Consider the following 17,986-nt stretch of genomic DNA (forward strand, 5'->3'; position numbering starts at 1 on the left):
CAAACCAAGTCGCGAAGCGACTTATAAGATTGCGGTAGCAATCTTTATATCCTGCACTTACGCACGAAAAACCCCCCAAGCAGCCTTCGGGCTGCAAGGGGGGCTTTTTCGAAGTCCTTGCTTCGAAGCTATACTCTTAGCTCGACATCTCAGATGAGCCTCGATCCAATCCAAAACCGCACGGCAATACACCATCAGAAACGAATTGTTCGCAATCGCAACAGTTTCAATCAGTCACTAAAGATCACGAAAAAACAGTAGCAGACAGCAAGTGAACCGCTTTGACTGGAGCAGTCCAGTTCAGACATCCATCGATGGCTCTATCCGCCGTCAGAAGATCGTCACCGCTAGTGGCCAGGCAAGGGGCATATCGTTCTGATCGAATCTGCAGCCGGTTTCCAGGGCCTTCCTGTGGGCAAAATGCCTCCTGCAGATCATCCCTGCTGTAGACAACCTTGAGACTCCTGGATCTTTCCGGATCCGCATCCAGTGTGCCGTACTCAGTTGTGCGACCCTCAATCTACCAGCAGCGCCCTGATCTGCCACCTGCGATGTCACTTGTCTCTTACTATCCGTGAATGAAGTGCAAACTGCTATAAAGCTTTCTCTCAAGTCAAAAGCCAAAATAAGATCCTCATAAACTATGTATAAAATCCAATGAAATTCAAATCATACACCAAGGTTAGAATGATATTGCGGAAAGGAAAATCCTATAATATCAAGGCTAAAAAAAGTTGATATTATATAATGTTAAATTAAAAAATATCATATCATATGAAAAATATACAAAAGAGACTGCATAAACCGACCGAAAAACTTCACTGGATGACTATTAAACCGCCCCAAACAACTGGCTCGAAAATTTAAAAACTAATGTAATACTCAGTTAAACAAAGTAATACTTATTAATACCTTAGTATTACCTGATAACACTTATATCAGATGTAGATGACAGAAATAAGCTCGTCTTGTAACCGTTTCTCCCAACTACTACTACCCTATTATTCCTCTCTTATGAGACACTGCAATCTCTTTATGTAGTTGATAATCACTAGAAAAAGGCCCACCTTCCAGCCGTCTCCGACAGCTTCGACGTGCAGCCGGCAGCGTAGTCTCCTTGTTTACTCCAGATCTACACCGACAGGACGGGGCAACCGGTCGACACGGGCTTCTCCTGCAACTCATCACCGGCCTGGGTGTTACCCCCTACTTTCTTCGGCTTTGCAGCCGAACGGCCAGTGGCGATCGGCGGGCAAGACGTCCACTGCAGCTCATGGCCGTCCGAGTGTGACGTGGGTAGAAAAACAAACACCCGTTCTATCCAATTAATGGAATCGGTGCTACAATAAATGATAAGTACAATATCGAAAGAGTAGGAGGATTTTTATGGGTACTGTAACTGCAGTTGGTTGGAAAAATAAAAAAGGCACTGGAGGTCGGTCATGTAATTGCGGTTCATGGAAGGATCATTGGATTAATAATTCAGGTAAATCTTGGCCAAGTACCTGTTCGATTGCAAATTGCAATAATAGACCAACACTTGGCGCTCATGTTATTAATTCAAATGTATCAGGAGAAAAAATTATTCCAGCATGTGATTCATGCAACAAACTAAATGGTGAGTTTACATTGAAAGGTGGAATCACTCTAGTATCCGCGAACAAACAACAAACATGTCAATAATTGATCAAAAAGACGTTAGATTTGTACCAAAATATAGGAGATCTTGAAGATGAACAAAGTCATTCGATTCATGGAGAAGCATGAAAAACCTATTAATCTGGCAAGTAAACTGATAGCCACTGTTGGTATTGTCTGGATCTGCTTTACCCAGCAAGACAAAATCAATCCATTCTTCCTGTCAGCTCTGACACTGCCAGTTTACTTTGGAATCATATACATAACAGACAGGATGAGGGCGGCTAATTAGGCTGCTCTCTTTTTTTGTTCGGGTTTAACCTTCGATCTACAGCTCCCTAGTTAAAAAAGCATTCGCCTTTTCCACGAAATAATTGCCAGGCGCTGCGAAGCTGCTCCGGAGATTTTTGTTGAAAACACGAATATTACCACCACTTCACACCCTGTTTGAAATTCAAGTGCAAGTGATAGACCTTCTTGCGATCCAGAAGAGAAAGACCAGGCTGCTGCCGCTCAGGATCGCATTCACAACCCGCACGGCGGCGTCCAGGGCGCGGCCTCCTGGTTCTTCCGGATCTGCAGCCGGCGGTCGGGGCCGACCGGCGGGTAAGACGTCTCATGCTGCTCATCACCGACTGAGGCTGAAAGACGCTGCCCCCTACTTTCTTCTGGCACTGCAAGCGGCAAGCGGCGGTCAGGATGGTCCCCCCCTATCCCCCATCACCTGCCGGGCCAGGGCGCGGCCTCCCAGGTCCTTACCGATCCCCGGACAAACGCGCCGGAGTCACCGGCGGGCACGGCCTTCTCCTGCTGCTCACGGCCAGCGAGTGGTCTACGGGTTTCTCGAGATTCACACGCCGTTGTTGGGGAAGGACGACTCAGCAATTGACCGAGAAAGAATTAAACAAAAAGTAAAGAGACGCTTAGAAAGTGTTCTAACTTCCCAAACGTCTCTTATACATTTTCAAGCCCAAGCTTCAATATCACTATCTGAAATGTCTAGCTGCACTTCGTCTCTATCCTCATGATCAGGATCTTTTACGTGTTCTTCTTCTGATACTGAGCCTTTTACCTCAAAAGAGTTATTGGTTTCCTGTGGTACGAGCTTTTCTTCTGTCGCTACCACCTTTACACTTTCCGCCTTATCTTGGGTTACCAAAGGCTGTATAATCTCCGAACTAGGTAGGCTTGTATGGGCAGGAGGTACTACAGGCTGAGATATTCGCGTCTCTACAGGCACCTGGTTCATAAGCTCTCCTAGATTTCTTTCCGTAGGGATCAAAAGTTGTAGGTTCTGCACTCCCCCACGCCTTATGATATCCTGTTCAATTAAATATCGGATGGAATCCCCATGATTAGATTGACTGTTAATCCACTGCATAATCAGTGGGTGTTCATCTAAACGGGTTTTCATAGTGATCACGTCACCTGGAACTTTCGTTTTCTTTATTCCCCTAGACAATTGATCACCCCCCTAAGTTTTTTGAATCAGATTTACACTGTAGCTTGCTGCGACTTCGCTTTCAAAGCGGTGAAGATCTTACTCTTTGTAAAAATGTACAGCCCTTCCGCATTCATCGTAACGGCATATTCTTTTGGAATGTAAAACAATTGAATTTCCCGTTCTTCGCACAACGTTTTCAAATATGGTTCAAGCACCGATCTCATCAGGATACTACCGCCACCATAAACAATAAGTACATCGATCTCATTTCTTGTTTTAGTGAGCTGATTTCGAACGTTACGTATGATTTGTTTAGCCTGGTTGTCTAGCGGCAATCTTAACGTTTTTTGAGCACGATCATGGTATTTATGTGTCGGTTGCTTTATAACATCACTAAAGAATTGACGCGGAGAATCGGGCAAATGAATGAGACGGTTAAATTCATCTAATGCCTCTTCGATTGCATGTCCAGCACCATGATTGCTGCCATGAACGAACTGGCGCAAGAACTGATTTCCAACGGTAACTGGATATTCGGTCGTTCCATCACCAATATCAATATGTAGAATGCGTTTATCTGCGAAATACTGCCCCGTAACCTTATCCAGCTTATTGGTTTCAGCAAACTCTTTAAAGATGTCGTCTTTTCTCCATTCCCCATCTAATGATTTTTGAATAGAGAAAGTCACAGGTGTTGCTTCGGGAATTGCTTTCACATAGCTAAAGATCACTTCGACATTGACACGTTTTTTACCCAAGTGAACAGTAACTTTATGAGCCTGTCCATTAATCATAAATCGTTGTTCAAACTTAGCTGCTGACTCTTCGTTATGCTGCGTTACAGGCAAAGCAGTAGTCATATCCACTTTTACCTGAATCGATTCTGGCAATTCGTTTGTATCTTCATATACCTTTTGAACGGCGTAGCCACTGATATTCGCTAAAGTATTAATAATCGGTAAATCGACATCGCACTTCATATCGATTCCCACTTGCATATTATCAAGAATCTCGCCACTTTTAAGAGCGAATTGACCAACGTAATACATACCTGGTCTTGCACTTGGGGAATCCACCGTAACAATAAGCTGATCCAATAAGTTTGTCACAAGACTTTCTGGTACTATTTCTTCCGTCCAAGGCAAGCCATCAACTGGGCAATTTACGTTTGGCTGCCTGATCAATTTACCATCAATGATAATGTCTTGCTCACTGTTACCGTTATCATTACCAACACTAAACTTCAATTTCTTTGTCATACTTGTTACCTCCCTATTCATATGTTTGTCTATGTTTAATTTTCTTTAATTCCAAATTCTTTTCGGATTCGTTCTTCTTTATGTTTTCTTATGTAGTCTCTAACGAACTTGTCCCTGTTTTCAACGTCCTCAATCTTAACCAAACCAAAAAGGCCAGTCTTTTTAACCCTTTCTGTTTCAGGCTTTTGATACCACAAAGCAAGCGCTTCATCCTCAAGTTGGTCAAGGATCCGTGATTGTGTGATGAAATCATTGATCTTTTCTTGTCGTTCTTCTTCCCTACTTTTCGGTTCAGGCAATGCCCTAATTGCTTCACTTGCTTTTTGTTCCGCAATTCGATACGCCATCTGCTCAAACTCTCTGAGAAGCACTTTTCTTAGTTCAGCAGGATCGCTAACCTCTAATTGGTTATCGGATCCGGCTGGGAAAGGCCGAACCTCAAACTCTTGGGCAACACTGTCAAAGATCGGGTCTAAATTCCACCCTTCTTCCCTCTTCTTCTTGATGAATAGTCCAATCTCCAGATCCTTCGAGTCATAGACCTTTTCGCCAGAAGATTCAACACGGTTTATATAATGGATTCGTTTTCTCTCCATTTCTTTAAACCACGAATCAACTGTGTTGTAGTGCTTGCCGATTTGTTTCGAAAACTCATTGAGTTTCCAATGCTGTTTCTCCCCTTCTACCATCGATATCCCCTCCTCTCAATAATGATACACCACGCACACAAGGGATCTACACCCCACAAATGATTCACACGAACACTTTCACACATGACTCACAGTCAACAAATGACTCACAACCAGCATTTCACTTGTGATTCACTCCAAACAAGTGATTCACCACAACTATGTCACGTGTGATTCATGTTCAATAAGTGATTCACTCCCGGCACCTCACATATGATTAACATTCTACAAGTGATTCACTTTTCCTCCTGTTTGCGGTGTTACTTTAGAAGAAAAAAGAAATACTTTGATTATATTTAGTATTACTTTTTATTAATTAAGTAATACTTAGGTGATATAAAGTAATACTTTGTGATCTATTTTAAAGTCACCTTATGGTGACAGTAGGGAAGGGGGAGTGGAATTAGCTCCGATATGACATTATCGCCAAACCGTTCTCATTAATCGAGACAAATATACGCCGGTTATCCTTCGGGTCTTTTTGCTGTTCGATTAATGCAGCACCATCTAAACGTGCAAGCTCAGTTGAAAACTTGCTTTGTTTAAGCTGCGAAAGGGCCATAAGATCGAGAATAGCCAAAGACTCCTTTGATTTGAGAATCTGCAGGATTTCCCATGAAGAATCCGTCATCCTTTTTGAGATAGCCAGTAAAACATCGCTTGGAAAAGGCATCAAAACACCCCCTCTAATAAATATCTTATTATTTAATATAATATCATACTATTTTAATGGACGCAAGCTTTATACTCTGACCTCCGAATCTTGTGGAATGATAAAACGGACAAGCGCATATGTAAGAAATGTAAGTAAGGTAAGAAACCTCTTACCTCAAAAGGAGGGCATCTAATGATACAAAAGCCTTTGTATTCCCCTGTATCGTCAAAAGGCCAAACTGTAATACCCGCAGCACTCAGAAAAAAGCTCAATATTCAAAAGGGGAGTGTTCTCCATTTTGAATTGCTCTCAAATAATACTTTCGTCGTTCGGGTTATTAGAGAAGGGGAATCCTTATCCAATATATCCCCGGTCCATAAAACAAGCAAAATTCCAGCTATCGGGCTTAAAAAAACGTTTTAGTTTCCCTTGGGTTTTTTTGAATTGCTCTTGAGTTGCTCCATCCATTTTCTTTGTTCCTTCAATTTAGTCGCTAATAAGCGAAGTTGCTCATCGGAGAAGTCCTGTTCATTTTTAGGGAATGGAATCACTTTTCGCTGCATGGCCAAAATCCTTTCTTAGATTTATTAGTAGCAGTTTGGCCATTCTCTTCGGAACTTATACAAAATAGGAGGGAGTTGAACAATTATGAAACTAAATTGGTTTGAACGAGCAATGTACAACTTTAAACGAGTCTCATTTTTGATCGACACCAAAGAGCATAGCAACCTGGAGCGCTTAACCCATGCCATTAATTACACATTAAACTCGGATGATGAAGAAGATTATGACTTGGATGATCTGAGCCGGTTGTTAATCCGGAGAGGAATAGAACAGGCATTAGATCTCGGCTTTACACCTTTTTCAAAAGCATTTTATCACTTCATGGCAAACTCCGAAGATACTCGAAAGACAAAATTTAAGCAAATACATGCAACCTTACACTCAACAGAAATCAAAGCCATAAACGACCTGGTTGCAATGATCAATGAATATCTTGAAGATGAGCAAACAAATCATGGTCAGGCATATTACCAAATCGATCAAAATGATTTGCTCAGGTTTTTTATCCGTAAAGGGCATGAAAGCTTTCGCAACATGCCCATACCTAAAGTAGTTAAGCTGCTTCAAAAAGCCTCGTCTTAAACTATTGGACAATGGACATTGGACACTGTCCATGAGTTATTCAAGCAGAGGAGTGGTGTTTTTTATGAAAAGAAGAGAAGGGGAGAGGGAAAAGGAGCTGAGGAAGGTACGATCTGACAAGAAGAAGCAGTTGCGCCCCTGGCTGCCCGGGACTCTCCTTGCTGAAATGAAATCACTAAAGAAATTCTTGAATGAACCATCTTTGGCGGCTACTCTGGAGTCAGTCTTGAATAAGACACTCATCAATCGAACCTTTATCGATTATGTAAAACCTTCGATGTACCGGAGTATTTCTTTACCCATCAGTTCAGACGGTGCTTACCGTTTTACATTGATTGCAAACCAAAACATTGAGTGCATGGCTGATGAGCTTTACAAAAGGATCAAAGAGGGGATAACGAAAAGATCATCATTTTTCGTTACCAAAGATGTCGCTGAAAATTATATTCACCCTCTTACCTCGGGTCTGAATATCTCCGCTGATGGACTGGCAACCATCGCCCTCGATTATGCCGTTACGTGCCTTCTGCCCTCGATTGCTCCTGGATACAAAAACAAATATCACGGCCCATCCAGCAATGAACCAGACAGAAAAACCTCTGGGAGTGCTTAACACCACGATTTGGATTCATACGGAACAGGTATGCGTGCCTCCATAACAACATGACTACATATCCACCTACTGCAGAGCAACCGACTGGCGGCACGGGCTTCTGTTCGGTGAAAATATAGTTTTAGACTGGAAAATAAAGTTTTAGACTGATCAGGCACAATCGATGTTCTTGTTTAAATGGAACTATCTCTGGAAATAACTATCTGTGTCCAATCACGAAAAAATAAGACCAGGATCCTCCTGGTCTTTTCCGTTTAAGTAGGGGGTTTACTCTTTCGCACTCCATTTAGCAAACAAAACGCCAAGACGAACAACAAGCAAAACTCCCCAAACAGTCGACAAAACGATAAAACAGACTTTTGCTGTACTGCCCATACCTGCATAATCAAGACCAAACAAAATAAGGGACACGAAAGCAAGGACACCCAGGCCATGCTACAATGTGCTAATAGCCTTTACAAAACCACTCATATGAATGCCTCCCAAATGTATTTAGTTTTTGCTCATTTCGACAAGCTGCTTGATTGCATTCCAGTATGAATGAACGGCAATTTCAGCTTCCTCCTCTGATCCAAATGTAGCGATTACAGCCAGCCAAGATTTTCCCTCGTAATCAAAAAGCATATGGTTAGGAAGAGTCTGCTCCATTTCATTTTCTGATAATTCCCTATGAATGACAAAATGGCAATTATCGATATTCTGTATTATGTATTTATTTGGTTTGATATCATCGCTTACAAATATTTCACTTGGTGCTTCTAATATCCTCATTTCATTTTCTTTTAGCAAGTTGTTCACCTCTACATTTAATTACTGATCTTAGGATAAGTAACCCTCTTTTTCCAAGGAATCACGTTCTTTCCTCCCCTAACTATTGAGATAAATACCTAGTCCTCTTGCCAGTCGACAATTTGAACACCAACGATGTGATCACGCAGAACCCTTTCGTCATCTTCAAAATGAACCGTGTATGGCTTCCCAGATTTCTCGTGATAAAGAGTCAAGGAGATTGCTACACCCTCATCGTTATCTACAGCAGAACCGACCTTGACTTCTTTGGAGCAAAATTCCCAGTCAGCTACATGACTGATTGCACTGTTCAGGATTGACTCACCAGAGCAGTTTCCACCTATCTTGTGCTGGATTGTTGCTACATGCTTTCCGATTCGAACATAAACTTCTGTCGTGTGGACTGTTCGCTCAGGCATTTCAAAAGCATTGTAATATTTCATGGATTCCATCATCGTTTTTCCTCCTCATCACATTTTGAAAATGTTACTTACTTTTTGACCCTTTTAAATAGCTGTGGAACTAAAACATAACTGCCTCCTAAACCATAGATGGCCAAAGCAGTCCAATGAATCAATTCGTTTTCAATTCCAGTCAATACACGGAAGTTATTAATTTCGGAATAGTAAAATAAACTCCAAACAAATATTCCTACTAATGCAAGCCTAATTACCATCGAAATATACACTAAAGCAAACCTTAGATATTCATGTCTTTCTAAAAAAGAATTAATTTTCACTATCGTTTTTCTCCTCTCTTTTGCATTTTGAGCAGTTGGCAACCACACCAATCCACCCGGCTACTCTCGATAACTACAGTGTTAAGTAACCACTCACTTCAAAAACGCATATACCAAAATTCATCAATTTCTTCGGCACGATCGTCAAATTCCAGTTCCGATAAGGTATCGCTGAAATCCTCATCCGTTTCGCAGATAAGCTTACACTCCCACTTTAGCGGTGTATTTTGCAACTCAAAAATGCAGAGTTTGGCGGCCAATTTATGCAGAACACTGCCAACATCAATACAAAAGAATTTAGGAAGACTTCATGCTGGATAGAGCATGGCGCAGTCGGTAGCTTTCTCCGGTAAACGCCAGAATATGGGCGTGGTGGACGAGGCGATCCACAAGGGCTGCCGTCAATCGCGTATCTCCAAACACCGTATTCCACTGCCCAAACTCCAAATTCGACGTCACAATCACACTGTTTCTCTCATAGCAAGCCGAGATGACATGAAACAACAGCTCAGCCCCCGTTTGGTGAAAGGGAACAAACCCAACCTCGTCCAAAATCAACAACTCACAGTCTGCCAGTTCTTTTTGAAACCGCATCAGTGCCCCATTCGCGTGTTTTTCCTGCAAGAGCGCAACCAGATCGGGAACACGGAAGAATCGAACGGCATATCCTCTTCGGCACGCCTCTACGCCAAGCGCTGTTGCCAGATGGGTCTTCCCCGTGCCCACTTTTCCCAGCATCAGCACATTTTCCTTACGCTCCAAAAAACGCAGGTCGATCAATCCCTCCTTTGTACATGTTTCCGGAAAGGTGACTGCCTCAAAATCGTAATCCTCCAGTGTCTTCAGTTGGGGAAACGCGGCTTTCTTCAATAATCGCTTCAGTTTGGTTTCTTCTCGCCGCTGAATCTCCATCCGCAAGACACCCAGCAGGAAGCTCTCCCGATCTTCAAACAGCACCTGTTCATAGGTTTCCATCACATGCGCCAAATGCAAAGTTTTGCACACCTTTGCCAGCTCTTCTCTCATTCCACCCTCACCCCCAGGATCCGGTCGTACTCTTCCAGCATTGGTATCTGCCCGTGAAGGGCAGGGGGTGTATGCGACTCTGAAAACGGTTCCGGGCGGAAAACAGGGTGTTTTATCGCGTAAAGGGCATGCTCCAAGGCAACAGCCAGATGCTCTTGCTGATGCGACAATTCTCCCAGTACTTGCCCAATTTCCTCCAACGTATAGGTGTCGAGTAATCGATGGAGCAGGCGAATTCGTGCTTTTCGTGCATTCATGTCTTCCACCGTCAAAAACGTTTGGAGCGCCTGAGGCATCATGTTGGTAAAGGAAGAATACATCACCGCCCGCGGGCGTTTTTCATATCTCTTCAATACCGCCTTCCAATCTACTGGAATGACTTTCTCCGTATAGGGACGAGGCAATGTCACAATCGGGGTATATGTCCCGTCTGCCGTTAACACCTCCAGCACATCCCACTTGACTTTCACCAAAACCGGCTGCATGGCCCGACACTGCGGCAACGGGAAGAGAGCCGCGTCAAACGACAGCTCAGCGTATTTGTTCAGGTGGCACGTCTCCAGCCGGAAAATCTCCAGCGGTGTCGTCGGCAGCGTCAGCAGCTTGCATTTTTCTTGCTCCCACAACTCGGCAATGGTTTGCTTTTTCACATAGTGAGGGCGCTGCATATCCGCACGGGCAGCTTCCGCCAAATACGTCTCCAGTTGTTCCGGCGTATCGATAACCGGTGGCGGAACACACCAGTTCCGGCGTCCATACCCCACTTTGTTTTCCACATGGCCTTTCTCATGGCCGCTGTATGGATTGCAAAACAGGGGCTCAAAGCGGTAATGGGCGCAGAAACGCCGAAACGCTTCCGTACACTCTCGTTTTCCGCCTTGCTGGATGGACACAACAGCAGCGGACAAGTTGTCAAACCAAATCTTGCGAGGAACCCCTCCCATTTGCTGAAATAGCCGCCCTAAGGCCTCCAGAAAGCATTCCGTGTTTTCTTTCGGAACCGGGAACACAAAGGCGGCATTGCTGTACGGAAACGACAGGGTCAATACTTTCCGCTCCACCAGTTCTCCCGACTTGACCACGTACACCGTCCCAAAGTCAGCCTGGGCTTCCCCGCCTGGATGCTCCAAACGCTCAAAATGTTCGGCTCGTTCGGCTGCCATGGCTTTCTTTCGCTTCGAGACATATTCGGATACGGTTCGCTGCCCGCCAGGGAAGCCGTACTCATCCCGTAACCGCTGAAACATGCGGACGGCTGTATGGCGTTGCTTGCGTGGAAGACGCTCATCATCCTCCAGCCATGTGTCAATAATCTCTAAGTACGGTCCCAACACCGGATGGCGGCCTTTTCGCTTGCATACCGGTTCATTCCAGTCGTCGCGATCCGCATATTTCTTGGCGGTTCGCCAATTCACCTGGACACGTTCCGCAATTTCCTGAATCGAACACCCTTCGACTTCCCGCAAAAATCGGATATACTGTTGTTGTGGCACTTTCAACATTCCTCTCACTCCCTCAGATTTTCGCCAAATCCAAGGGTAGATTTTGTAGGGGGATGTTGGCAAGTGCCTTTTTCATGGCCTCAGAATTGCGGTGGAACTCTGCAGTTTTCCGCCGCAATTCTCTGCACTTTTATCCTGCCATAAACAAGCGGAACATCCTCTTGGCCCTCTTCATCTCTCTTGATCATCAATTTCAAAACATATTCAGTGTAGGCAACTGCCTCTAAAAGAGCTTCTGTCCGATCGCTAAAGCGAATTACTTTCCAATAACACCGTGAATACCCAGGAGACGAGATAACAACCAGCCACTTATGCTCTGGTAAGACTTTCTTGATCATACCGTTTTTCGGCTCATGGACAGCTTGCGATACATGGCGATCACCGGTTTGTTTTTCTCTTCCCACTCTTTATCTTGGAGCGCGGGAATCTGAAACTCCCTTTCCATCTGTGTCATCAACTCCGAGAGATGCCTGTCTTTCTGAAAATCACTTATATCTGATGCCATAATGTTTTCATATTCCTGTTGGATCTCAGCCAACTTTGACATGTGAACCGCATCCCCTTTTCTTAAACTTGAAACTCCGTGAAGCATTCAAAACATTTCCAGGTAGTTTCACTGATCCGTTCGACACTATTCGGAGATTCTTTCCCTTCACACTTCGGACAAATCGGTATTTTTCGTTTCGGTTTGTCTCTAAAATCTTTCAACTCTATTTTTTTCAACACTTCCAATTATTCAGAAGACAAAACTGTCCAATACACGTCTTCGTAGTCACCGTAGACCTGACTTTGAAAAACAGTTACATAGTCATCGCTTTTCATAACAACAGTTTTAAAGCTCCCAGACGGACTAACCCTCTCATGTACGATTTCGTAACCTTGAGTAAAAGTAAAATCAATTTTTTCCTGCAACTTAACAAACATCAAACCCCTCCTTGTCATAATGAGCATTTTGTAGCCAGGCGATCCGCGCAGCAACTCCTACCTGGTACTCCGCACTATTAAGTTAATAAAACTCTTACTCCAATTCTTAGTAAGCACTCAGCGATTGTCGCTGCAAGGGAACGACCCGTAATACAAAGATTTTCCCATGCAATCTGCCTAATGTCACTATCCGCAATTGCATCCATGACATGCGGTGGAACCGTTGCTCCATCAAAAAGTTTCATGTAGCAAAATCGTAAATCTTCGTCATCATCCTTCGACCATACCTTAAAATCTTGGTAAGAGATTTCCGAATTCTCGTCAGGTATAGCGATTAAGAGAAATACTGGTTCATAAATCAAAACAAACGTTGAAGTGAGATTCATGAATTAGCCCCCTTCTTAGACCATCTGACATTAACCCCGCGTAATTACGCTGTTCAAATATTCATGAATTAAATCGGTCGGTATTTTAGAAAGAGTATGAAAGGTATGATATTTTTCAAACGGCAAAGCTTTCTGAATCAAATTGCGGTAGGTATCAATTGATTGGTCACGTAGCAGCTTATTTACGTCCGTATCCTCTGGCATCTGAATGATTCTGGACGGTATGTCCGCATCCTGCAGCATCAAGCCTGCTTCAATTGCACCCTCTTGGCCTGATCCGTTCTTGTCGCCAGTGTCATAGCCGATGTATGCCATTGGCACACCTTTCTTTTTTAGCCGGTGAATGTGGAAGGAACTAAACTTACTGGCTCCACCCGTACAAATTGCGTTCATTACCTTGTGCTGCTTGAGCGATAGCCAATCAAAAGGACCCTCGACAATCAAAACCGGCTCTCCTGGTACGATGTCGTCATACCCCATAAGTATCTTTTGGCCATTGAGGTAAAAGTGCTTGGTCCCCTTGTCGTAAATGGAACGACCGTAAAGATCGACTATCCGAATATCCATGTAGATTGGCACGATTACCCTTTTGAAGAAGCTATCCATTAAGTTGTCACCCACGCGGCGAATCAATTTAACTTCCTCCAGAAAGATATCATCAAATCCCAAATGATTCAGATGGTCTTTCAATACCGTTCCACCTGGAGCGTAGCCAACCAAATGCTGTTCGGCAGTCTCTTTCGTGATACCGCGCTTTGCGATGTATTCATGGGAGAACTGACTGTAAAACCGGACGGTTTCCTGCAGGCATTTTTGGACGCGTTGCAAATGTTGCTTTTCCTCTTTCGTGGACTGTGGCAACTCGAAATTCCCCAAGGCAGCAACGTATTTTACCGCATCAAGAAATTGACACCCTCTAGTTTCCATGACCCAATGAAACGCATTCCCCGCCCATCCGCAACTCGGAGACATGCAACGAAAAAGATTCTTCCGCGAATTGATCTTGATATGGGTCCAATCCCGACCGCACTTCGGACAACGTTCAATTCCTTTTGATTTACCGGTCCCTCTCACTCCATAACCAGTGGAGAGTACAACGTCCTCCAATGACACAGCAGCCATCAGCTCATCCAGCGTTTCCCTTGATACAAACATCGAAAAATTCCTCCATCACATGCGTTCTTGCCTTCTTTCAAAGAAACGTCCACATACCAGGACAACAGCAGCGCCAATGATCGCTACCACAAGACAAATGCCAAGGTACATTTCAGCAACCGGCACTTTATGGATCTCATTTATTAAGTATTGTGCCGTACCATCCAAAATTTCCTTCTCCATTTTTTCGGTATGGAGGGCAATGCTACTTCCCGGATCCGCGAAACACTTTGCTGCAATATAAATGACAACGACGAAAATGGGAATCGTACCAAAATGACTCGCTACACCCGTCACAATCAAAAACAGCAGGTATTTATTACGCAACAGGAACAAGACACATCACCCCCAATCCTCTCAAGGCTTGTCCATCTTTACTTTTTAGTCATGCGATCCATCTTTTTCGAAAGTGACCGTTGATTGAGATAGACACCGCACAGAACGACACACGATATGACCAAGAGAATTACAGCAAGTCCATTCATTCCGGACAACCTCCTTTTCTTCTCGCATATTTTCGGATATAATGAGTAGTAATAAGGGAAGGGTAGGTAAGGCGGGCAAACCCACCTACCCATTCGATTAGCGGTTAGAAGGATCCGATTCGTGGTCGGGTCCTTCTTTTTTTTCGGCTTTTTCATCTTTACGATCCGCGGTCACTTTAAGCTCGATGGAAGTAAACTTAATGTGTAAGTCGATCTGCTTATAAGCAATCGCTAGTGTCAAGATGCAAACCACTACCGCCAGGAAGGTAATGTCATCCATGGTCATCACCCCCTCCCCTTATTTATATAATAGCATAGACATAGATGTATTACAATGATTTGTTGGTAAAAACCCCCTTTTTTATGCGGTTTTCTCTCCGAAATATGGCAGAATCATTTTCGCCAAAGCCTTTACCACAATGGGACTCACTGAATTTCCAATGTGCTTAAAGTTCGTCGTTGTTGCATTCGCAAACTGGAACGCATCCGGGATTCCCATTTGCCTTGCATACTCACGGTTTGTAAATGGACGAAGCCCCTTATAGTTGGGTTCTCCGGGACGTGCATAGATAAGGGTCGTTCCGCGATCCCGCGCATAGTGGGCAACACACGTATTTCCTATATCATGATCTGCTTTCACGCTGGGAAGATCCCGGTACCCGCCGTCAATTCGCTTTTTCACGTAATCAGGAATATCGATCACCGGATTTTCCTCGCGAATATCCCCAATCGTCAGTTGCCGGTTAAATTCTTGGAAGTACAAGGGGGAAACTGGTGTGAATCGGCGTTTAAATCCAATCACAAAAAGCCTCTTGCGCCGCTGTGGGAGCCGAAAGTCTTTTGTATCCAACTCCATTTCGTAGTAGTCATAAGGCGGCAGCTTGCGGAATGTTTCCATTACAATCGGGAATTTCCTCACTTCTGGACTGTTCTCCCATAGGTACACTTCCGGCTGAATGAGGGCAACATAGCGAAAAAAATGCAGGAACAAATCTTGAACCATTGCGTGATGGTAAGCCTGCTTCCAATTGCTTTCTCGCTTCTTCTTGTGGATGTTAGCAGCCAATGAATATTCAACACATGGAAATGTCCCTACCAAAACGCCCTCTCTTACATCCAGGTAGTTATCAACACTCACCTTTCGAATATCATCAGCAATGATCCGATGCGAGTAATTGAGTTGGTGGGTCTTGACTGCTGAGGGATCTATTTCGTTTGACAAAATCACGTTGTAACAATCAGACGCCATTTCAAACCCTTGCGCCATCCCATCTACAGCCCCGGAAAACAAGGAACCAACTGGAATCTGCAACATTATAAAGACTTCCTTTCAAGAAATGTTTTTTTGAGTCCATTCCGGAATCGTTTTATTCTTCAAATCCTGCAGCCACTAAGGCGAACAAATCATCATAGGTCATACCAAAGTAACCTATCAGCATATCCCGAAGGAAAAGCTTTTCTTCAACGGCCCGATTGTGGCGGCCACACATACGGTTCCAGAGAGAAGAATTATTGACCGTTAACCCATCGGAAGCCAATTCCTCCTCCAGACGAAACATGGCATCTTTCAGCTCAAAAATCTCATTTGACACCGTGACCAAACGTGCCAACAAGCTTGTTTTCAGTTGTTCCGTGCTCATCCGCCCTGCCTTCCCTCCGTTGTTAATTTTCAACGTGCATCATATGAAAACAGAGTGAGGAGAAGAGGAAACCCTTAACGGATCCCCTTCTTCCAATTCTCAAGAAAATTCTCCAGACGATCCAATGTTTGCTCGATGTTTTTTGCCATGTAACTCTCTCCTCTTTCTTGGGTTGGTTGGTTATCGCCGTAACTATATAATATCATAAACATAGATAATTTTCAAATGTAAAGTCGGATTTCTCCGGATTTCTTTCGATGTTAAACGTCCTATCCCGACCATTGCGTCCCTACGATTCGTTCCGCAAAAACAGCGATCCAGGCCGCCTAGTATCGAATTTCCCTGATGATCTTCGTGTCGTACACGCACAATTCAGTTTCACCCGATGGATACGTGACTGCGATAGCTTTCGTACCTTTCTGGCGTTTCCCACTGTAATCAATGTCCTTATCATCAATGATCGCCGCCAATATACAATCACCGAACACCCGCGCCCCTTCTTTGCTCGAACTGAAATAAACACCTTTACCATACGTTCCGATTTGCGGTTTGAAGAAGGAGGAAAGGATTTGCTCACAACGTTTTGGAGTAGTGCCGTGATACCATGTGTTGAAACATTTTTGCTGCAGAGCAGATAAATCGTCTTGAACCTCTTGAATTTTTGCTCCCTTGTAAGGTTCTTTCACTACCACGATCATGCAAATCTCTCCTTTTGTGATAGGTTATCGCTGGGCGGCCCCGGTGGGGCATCGCCGTGGCTCAGACGGACCACGGAGCGCGCGGCTCACTGTACCCGAAGGGCGACACGCGGCGGCTGCCGCGTAGGGAGTATGGCGTAGCCATATACAGTGAGAAGCCCGTGGTACGCTGACCAAACGGCGATGAGCCTCTTTAGGGGCCGCAGGCTCCTGGCGCAGCCGGGAGCCATCCTTGCCTTTAAAAATGAAAAGACACCGGCTTTGCTGGTGTCTTCCTTGCTTTTGAAAAACAGACGGGGCCTCCCCGTCTATTTTTTAGCTGTTTTTTCGTAATACCCGTCTTTTTTCATGTCGTCATAATACAAGGTTTCAATCTGCTTCGACGTGAGCATATTGGATAACCTGAAAATAATGTTTTGCAGCTCTTCCGGGCTTTTCGCTTTCGCTGTATCATTGAGCCACATATGTGGAGACAACCATTTGCGCATCGTAATCCCTCCTAAACAAGTTGTACTGCCATTCGGTTGAGGATCATGGTTGCCAACCTCACCTCAGAATCACTAAGCGAAACAAAATTCCCTGTATCATCAGCCTTTGTAATGAAAACTGTGCCAAAAAACAACTCCCCATTGACAACAATATTGGGTTCAAGATCCAAGAACAAAAATTCCTCATTGCACACAAGATCAAAACCGTTTATCAATTCCATCACTTCAATTCGTCCATCAACGATTTGCTGCAGGGCAGATAAGCCACCTTCAATCTCCCGAATCTCTGCGGCCTTGTTGGGTTCTTTTACTACTACGATCATGCGGATCTCTCCTTTGTAGTGGTTATCGCTGGGCGGCCCCGGTGGGCCATCGCCGTGGCTCAGACGGACCACGGAGCGCGCGGCTCACTGTACCCGGAGGGCGACACGGCGCAGCCGTAGGGAGTATGGCGCAGCCATATACAGTGAGAAGCCCGTGGTACGCTGACCAAACGGCGATGAGCCTCTTTAGGGGCCGCAGGCTCCTGGCGCAGCCAGGGAGCCATCCTTATCACTAAAGAACATCCCTGAAACACTCACAAAGGCTTTTCTGGCTTCCTTGTGTCTTATCCTCATTTGGGTTAGGGGTGGGAGGGATAAAGAAGCGCACAGGAACCTAGAGGGCTTTGGCGGGCGCTTGCATCCGCCTAGGCCCTCTGGTTATCGGGC

The 17,986-nt window shown here is 44.5% G+C and carries 25 protein-coding genes; 5 read left to right on the forward strand and 20 right to left on the reverse strand.

Annotation, left to right across the window (positions count from 1 at the left end; translation table 11 throughout):
• Nucleotides 1–1,386: 1,386 nt before the first annotated feature.
• On the forward strand, nucleotides 1,387–1,683 hold the full coding sequence (locus RGB73_RS30100; protein WP_310774707.1) for a hypothetical protein: 297 nt from the start codon (nucleotides 1,387–1,389) through the stop codon (nucleotides 1,681–1,683).
• 49 nt (nucleotides 1,684–1,732) lie between these two features.
• Nucleotides 1,733–1,930 carry a hypothetical protein gene (locus RGB73_RS30105; protein WP_310774708.1) on the forward strand — a complete coding sequence of 66 codons (198 nt, stop codon included), beginning with the start codon at nucleotides 1,733–1,735 and terminating at the stop codon, nucleotides 1,928–1,930.
• Nucleotides 1,931–2,602: 672 nt separating this feature from the next.
• Here the strand turns inward: RGB73_RS30105 and RGB73_RS30110 are convergent.
• The 4 genes from RGB73_RS30110 to RGB73_RS30125 all read right to left on the reverse strand — a co-directional run bounded on the left by RGB73_RS30110 (nucleotide 2,603) and on the right by RGB73_RS30125 (nucleotide 5,703).
• Complete coding sequence (locus RGB73_RS30110; protein WP_310774709.1) at nucleotides 2,603–3,052, reverse strand: hypothetical protein; 450 nt, start codon at nucleotides 3,050–3,052, stop codon at nucleotides 2,603–2,605.
• Nucleotides 3,053–3,132: 80 nt separating this feature from the next.
• Nucleotides 3,133–4,341 carry a ParM/StbA family protein gene (locus tag RGB73_RS30115; RefSeq protein WP_310774710.1) on the reverse strand — a complete coding sequence of 403 codons (1,209 nt, stop codon included), beginning with the start codon at nucleotides 4,339–4,341 and terminating at the stop codon, nucleotides 3,133–3,135.
• A gap of 35 nt (nucleotides 4,342–4,376) precedes the next feature.
• Complete coding sequence (locus RGB73_RS30120) at nucleotides 4,377–5,030, reverse strand: MerR family transcriptional regulator (RefSeq protein ID WP_310774711.1); 654 nt, start codon at nucleotides 5,028–5,030, stop codon at nucleotides 4,377–4,379.
• A gap of 403 nt (nucleotides 5,031–5,433) precedes the next feature.
• Complete coding sequence (locus RGB73_RS30125) at nucleotides 5,434–5,703, reverse strand: MarR family winged helix-turn-helix transcriptional regulator (protein ID WP_310774712.1); 270 nt, start codon at nucleotides 5,701–5,703, stop codon at nucleotides 5,434–5,436.
• 174 nt (nucleotides 5,704–5,877) lie between these two features.
• Between RGB73_RS30125 and RGB73_RS30130 the strand changes: the two genes are divergently transcribed.
• From RGB73_RS30130 to RGB73_RS30140, 3 genes are all read left to right on the forward strand, one after another.
• Nucleotides 5,878–6,108 carry an AbrB/MazE/SpoVT family DNA-binding domain-containing protein gene (locus RGB73_RS30130; RefSeq protein ID WP_197187599.1) on the forward strand — a complete coding sequence of 77 codons (231 nt, stop codon included), beginning with the start codon at nucleotides 5,878–5,880 and terminating at the stop codon, nucleotides 6,106–6,108.
• Between the two features lie 225 nt (nucleotides 6,109–6,333).
• Nucleotides 6,334–6,831 carry a hypothetical protein gene (locus tag RGB73_RS30135; protein ID WP_310774713.1) on the forward strand — a complete coding sequence of 166 codons (498 nt, stop codon included), beginning with the start codon at nucleotides 6,334–6,336 and terminating at the stop codon, nucleotides 6,829–6,831.
• Between the two features lie 64 nt (nucleotides 6,832–6,895).
• A complete protein-coding gene (locus RGB73_RS30140) occupies nucleotides 6,896–7,444 on the forward strand; it encodes a hypothetical protein (RefSeq protein WP_310774714.1) in 549 nt (182 codons plus the stop codon).
• Nucleotides 7,445–7,936: 492 nt separating this feature from the next.
• Here RGB73_RS30140 and RGB73_RS30145 read toward each other — a convergent pair whose 3' ends face one another.
• The 16 genes from RGB73_RS30145 to RGB73_RS30220 all read right to left on the reverse strand — a co-directional run bounded on the left by RGB73_RS30145 (nucleotide 7,937) and on the right by RGB73_RS30220 (nucleotide 17,599).
• Nucleotides 7,937–8,233 carry a hypothetical protein gene (locus RGB73_RS30145; RefSeq protein WP_310774715.1) on the reverse strand — a complete coding sequence of 99 codons (297 nt, stop codon included), beginning with the start codon at nucleotides 8,231–8,233 and terminating at the stop codon, nucleotides 7,937–7,939.
• A 98-nt stretch (nucleotides 8,234–8,331) separates the two neighbouring features.
• Nucleotides 8,332–8,688, reverse strand: a complete 357-nt coding sequence (locus RGB73_RS30150; RefSeq protein WP_310774716.1) for a DUF5406 family protein — start codon at nucleotides 8,686–8,688, stop codon at nucleotides 8,332–8,334.
• Nucleotides 8,689–8,723: 35 nt separating this feature from the next.
• Nucleotides 8,724–8,972, reverse strand: a complete 249-nt coding sequence (locus tag RGB73_RS30155) for a hypothetical protein (protein ID WP_310774717.1) — start codon at nucleotides 8,970–8,972, stop codon at nucleotides 8,724–8,726.
• Between the two features lie 297 nt (nucleotides 8,973–9,269).
• A complete protein-coding gene (gene istB / locus RGB73_RS30160) occupies nucleotides 9,270–9,998 on the reverse strand; it encodes an IS21-like element helper ATPase IstB (RefSeq protein WP_122958828.1) in 729 nt (242 codons plus the stop codon).
• On the reverse strand, nucleotides 9,995–11,500 hold the full coding sequence (gene istA / locus RGB73_RS30165; protein ID WP_310774689.1) for an IS21 family transposase: 1,506 nt from the start codon (nucleotides 11,498–11,500) through the stop codon (nucleotides 9,995–9,997). Before istA ends, istB begins: the two co-directional genes overlap by 4 nt.
• A gap of 334 nt (nucleotides 11,501–11,834) precedes the next feature.
• The gene (locus tag RGB73_RS30170; protein ID WP_310774718.1) at nucleotides 11,835–12,092 is read right to left on the reverse strand and encodes a hypothetical protein; all 258 of its coding nucleotides are present in this window, start codon (nucleotides 12,090–12,092) and stop codon (nucleotides 11,835–11,837) included.
• Between the two features lie 140 nt (nucleotides 12,093–12,232).
• A complete protein-coding gene (locus RGB73_RS30175; RefSeq protein WP_310774719.1) occupies nucleotides 12,233–12,424 on the reverse strand; it encodes a hypothetical protein in 192 nt (63 codons plus the stop codon).
• Between the two features lie 77 nt (nucleotides 12,425–12,501).
• Nucleotides 12,502–12,810 carry a hypothetical protein gene (locus RGB73_RS30180; RefSeq protein ID WP_310774720.1) on the reverse strand — a complete coding sequence of 103 codons (309 nt, stop codon included), beginning with the start codon at nucleotides 12,808–12,810 and terminating at the stop codon, nucleotides 12,502–12,504.
• Between the two features lie 30 nt (nucleotides 12,811–12,840).
• Nucleotides 12,841–13,965: a toprim domain-containing protein gene (locus RGB73_RS30185; RefSeq protein ID WP_310774721.1), complete on the reverse strand. Its 1,125-nt coding sequence runs from the start codon at nucleotides 13,963–13,965 to the stop codon at nucleotides 12,841–12,843.
• Between the two features lie 15 nt (nucleotides 13,966–13,980).
• Complete coding sequence (locus tag RGB73_RS30190; RefSeq protein ID WP_310774722.1) at nucleotides 13,981–14,301, reverse strand: hypothetical protein; 321 nt, start codon at nucleotides 14,299–14,301, stop codon at nucleotides 13,981–13,983.
• A 246-nt stretch (nucleotides 14,302–14,547) separates the two neighbouring features.
• Complete coding sequence (locus tag RGB73_RS30195; protein WP_310774723.1) at nucleotides 14,548–14,730, reverse strand: hypothetical protein; 183 nt, start codon at nucleotides 14,728–14,730, stop codon at nucleotides 14,548–14,550.
• 81 nt (nucleotides 14,731–14,811) lie between these two features.
• A complete protein-coding gene (locus RGB73_RS30200; protein WP_310774724.1) occupies nucleotides 14,812–15,765 on the reverse strand; it encodes a DNA cytosine methyltransferase in 954 nt (317 codons plus the stop codon).
• Between the two features lie 52 nt (nucleotides 15,766–15,817).
• Nucleotides 15,818–16,090, reverse strand: a complete 273-nt coding sequence (locus RGB73_RS30205) for a hypothetical protein (RefSeq protein ID WP_310774725.1) — start codon at nucleotides 16,088–16,090, stop codon at nucleotides 15,818–15,820.
• A gap of 326 nt (nucleotides 16,091–16,416) precedes the next feature.
• Complete coding sequence (locus RGB73_RS30210; protein ID WP_310774726.1) at nucleotides 16,417–16,788, reverse strand: hypothetical protein; 372 nt, start codon at nucleotides 16,786–16,788, stop codon at nucleotides 16,417–16,419.
• 308 nt (nucleotides 16,789–17,096) lie between these two features.
• Nucleotides 17,097–17,276, reverse strand: coding sequence for a hypothetical protein (locus RGB73_RS30215; protein ID WP_197186620.1), 180 nt, complete (start codon nucleotides 17,274–17,276; stop codon nucleotides 17,097–17,099).
• A gap of 11 nt (nucleotides 17,277–17,287) precedes the next feature.
• Complete coding sequence (locus tag RGB73_RS30220; RefSeq protein WP_310774727.1) at nucleotides 17,288–17,599, reverse strand: DUF3846 domain-containing protein; 312 nt, start codon at nucleotides 17,597–17,599, stop codon at nucleotides 17,288–17,290.
• Between the last annotated feature and the right edge of the window lie 387 nt (nucleotides 17,600–17,986).

The sequence above is a fragment of the Brevibacillus brevis genome (assembly GCF_031583145.1).
GTDB lineage: Bacteria > Bacillota > Bacilli > Brevibacillales > Brevibacillaceae > Brevibacillus > Brevibacillus brevis_E.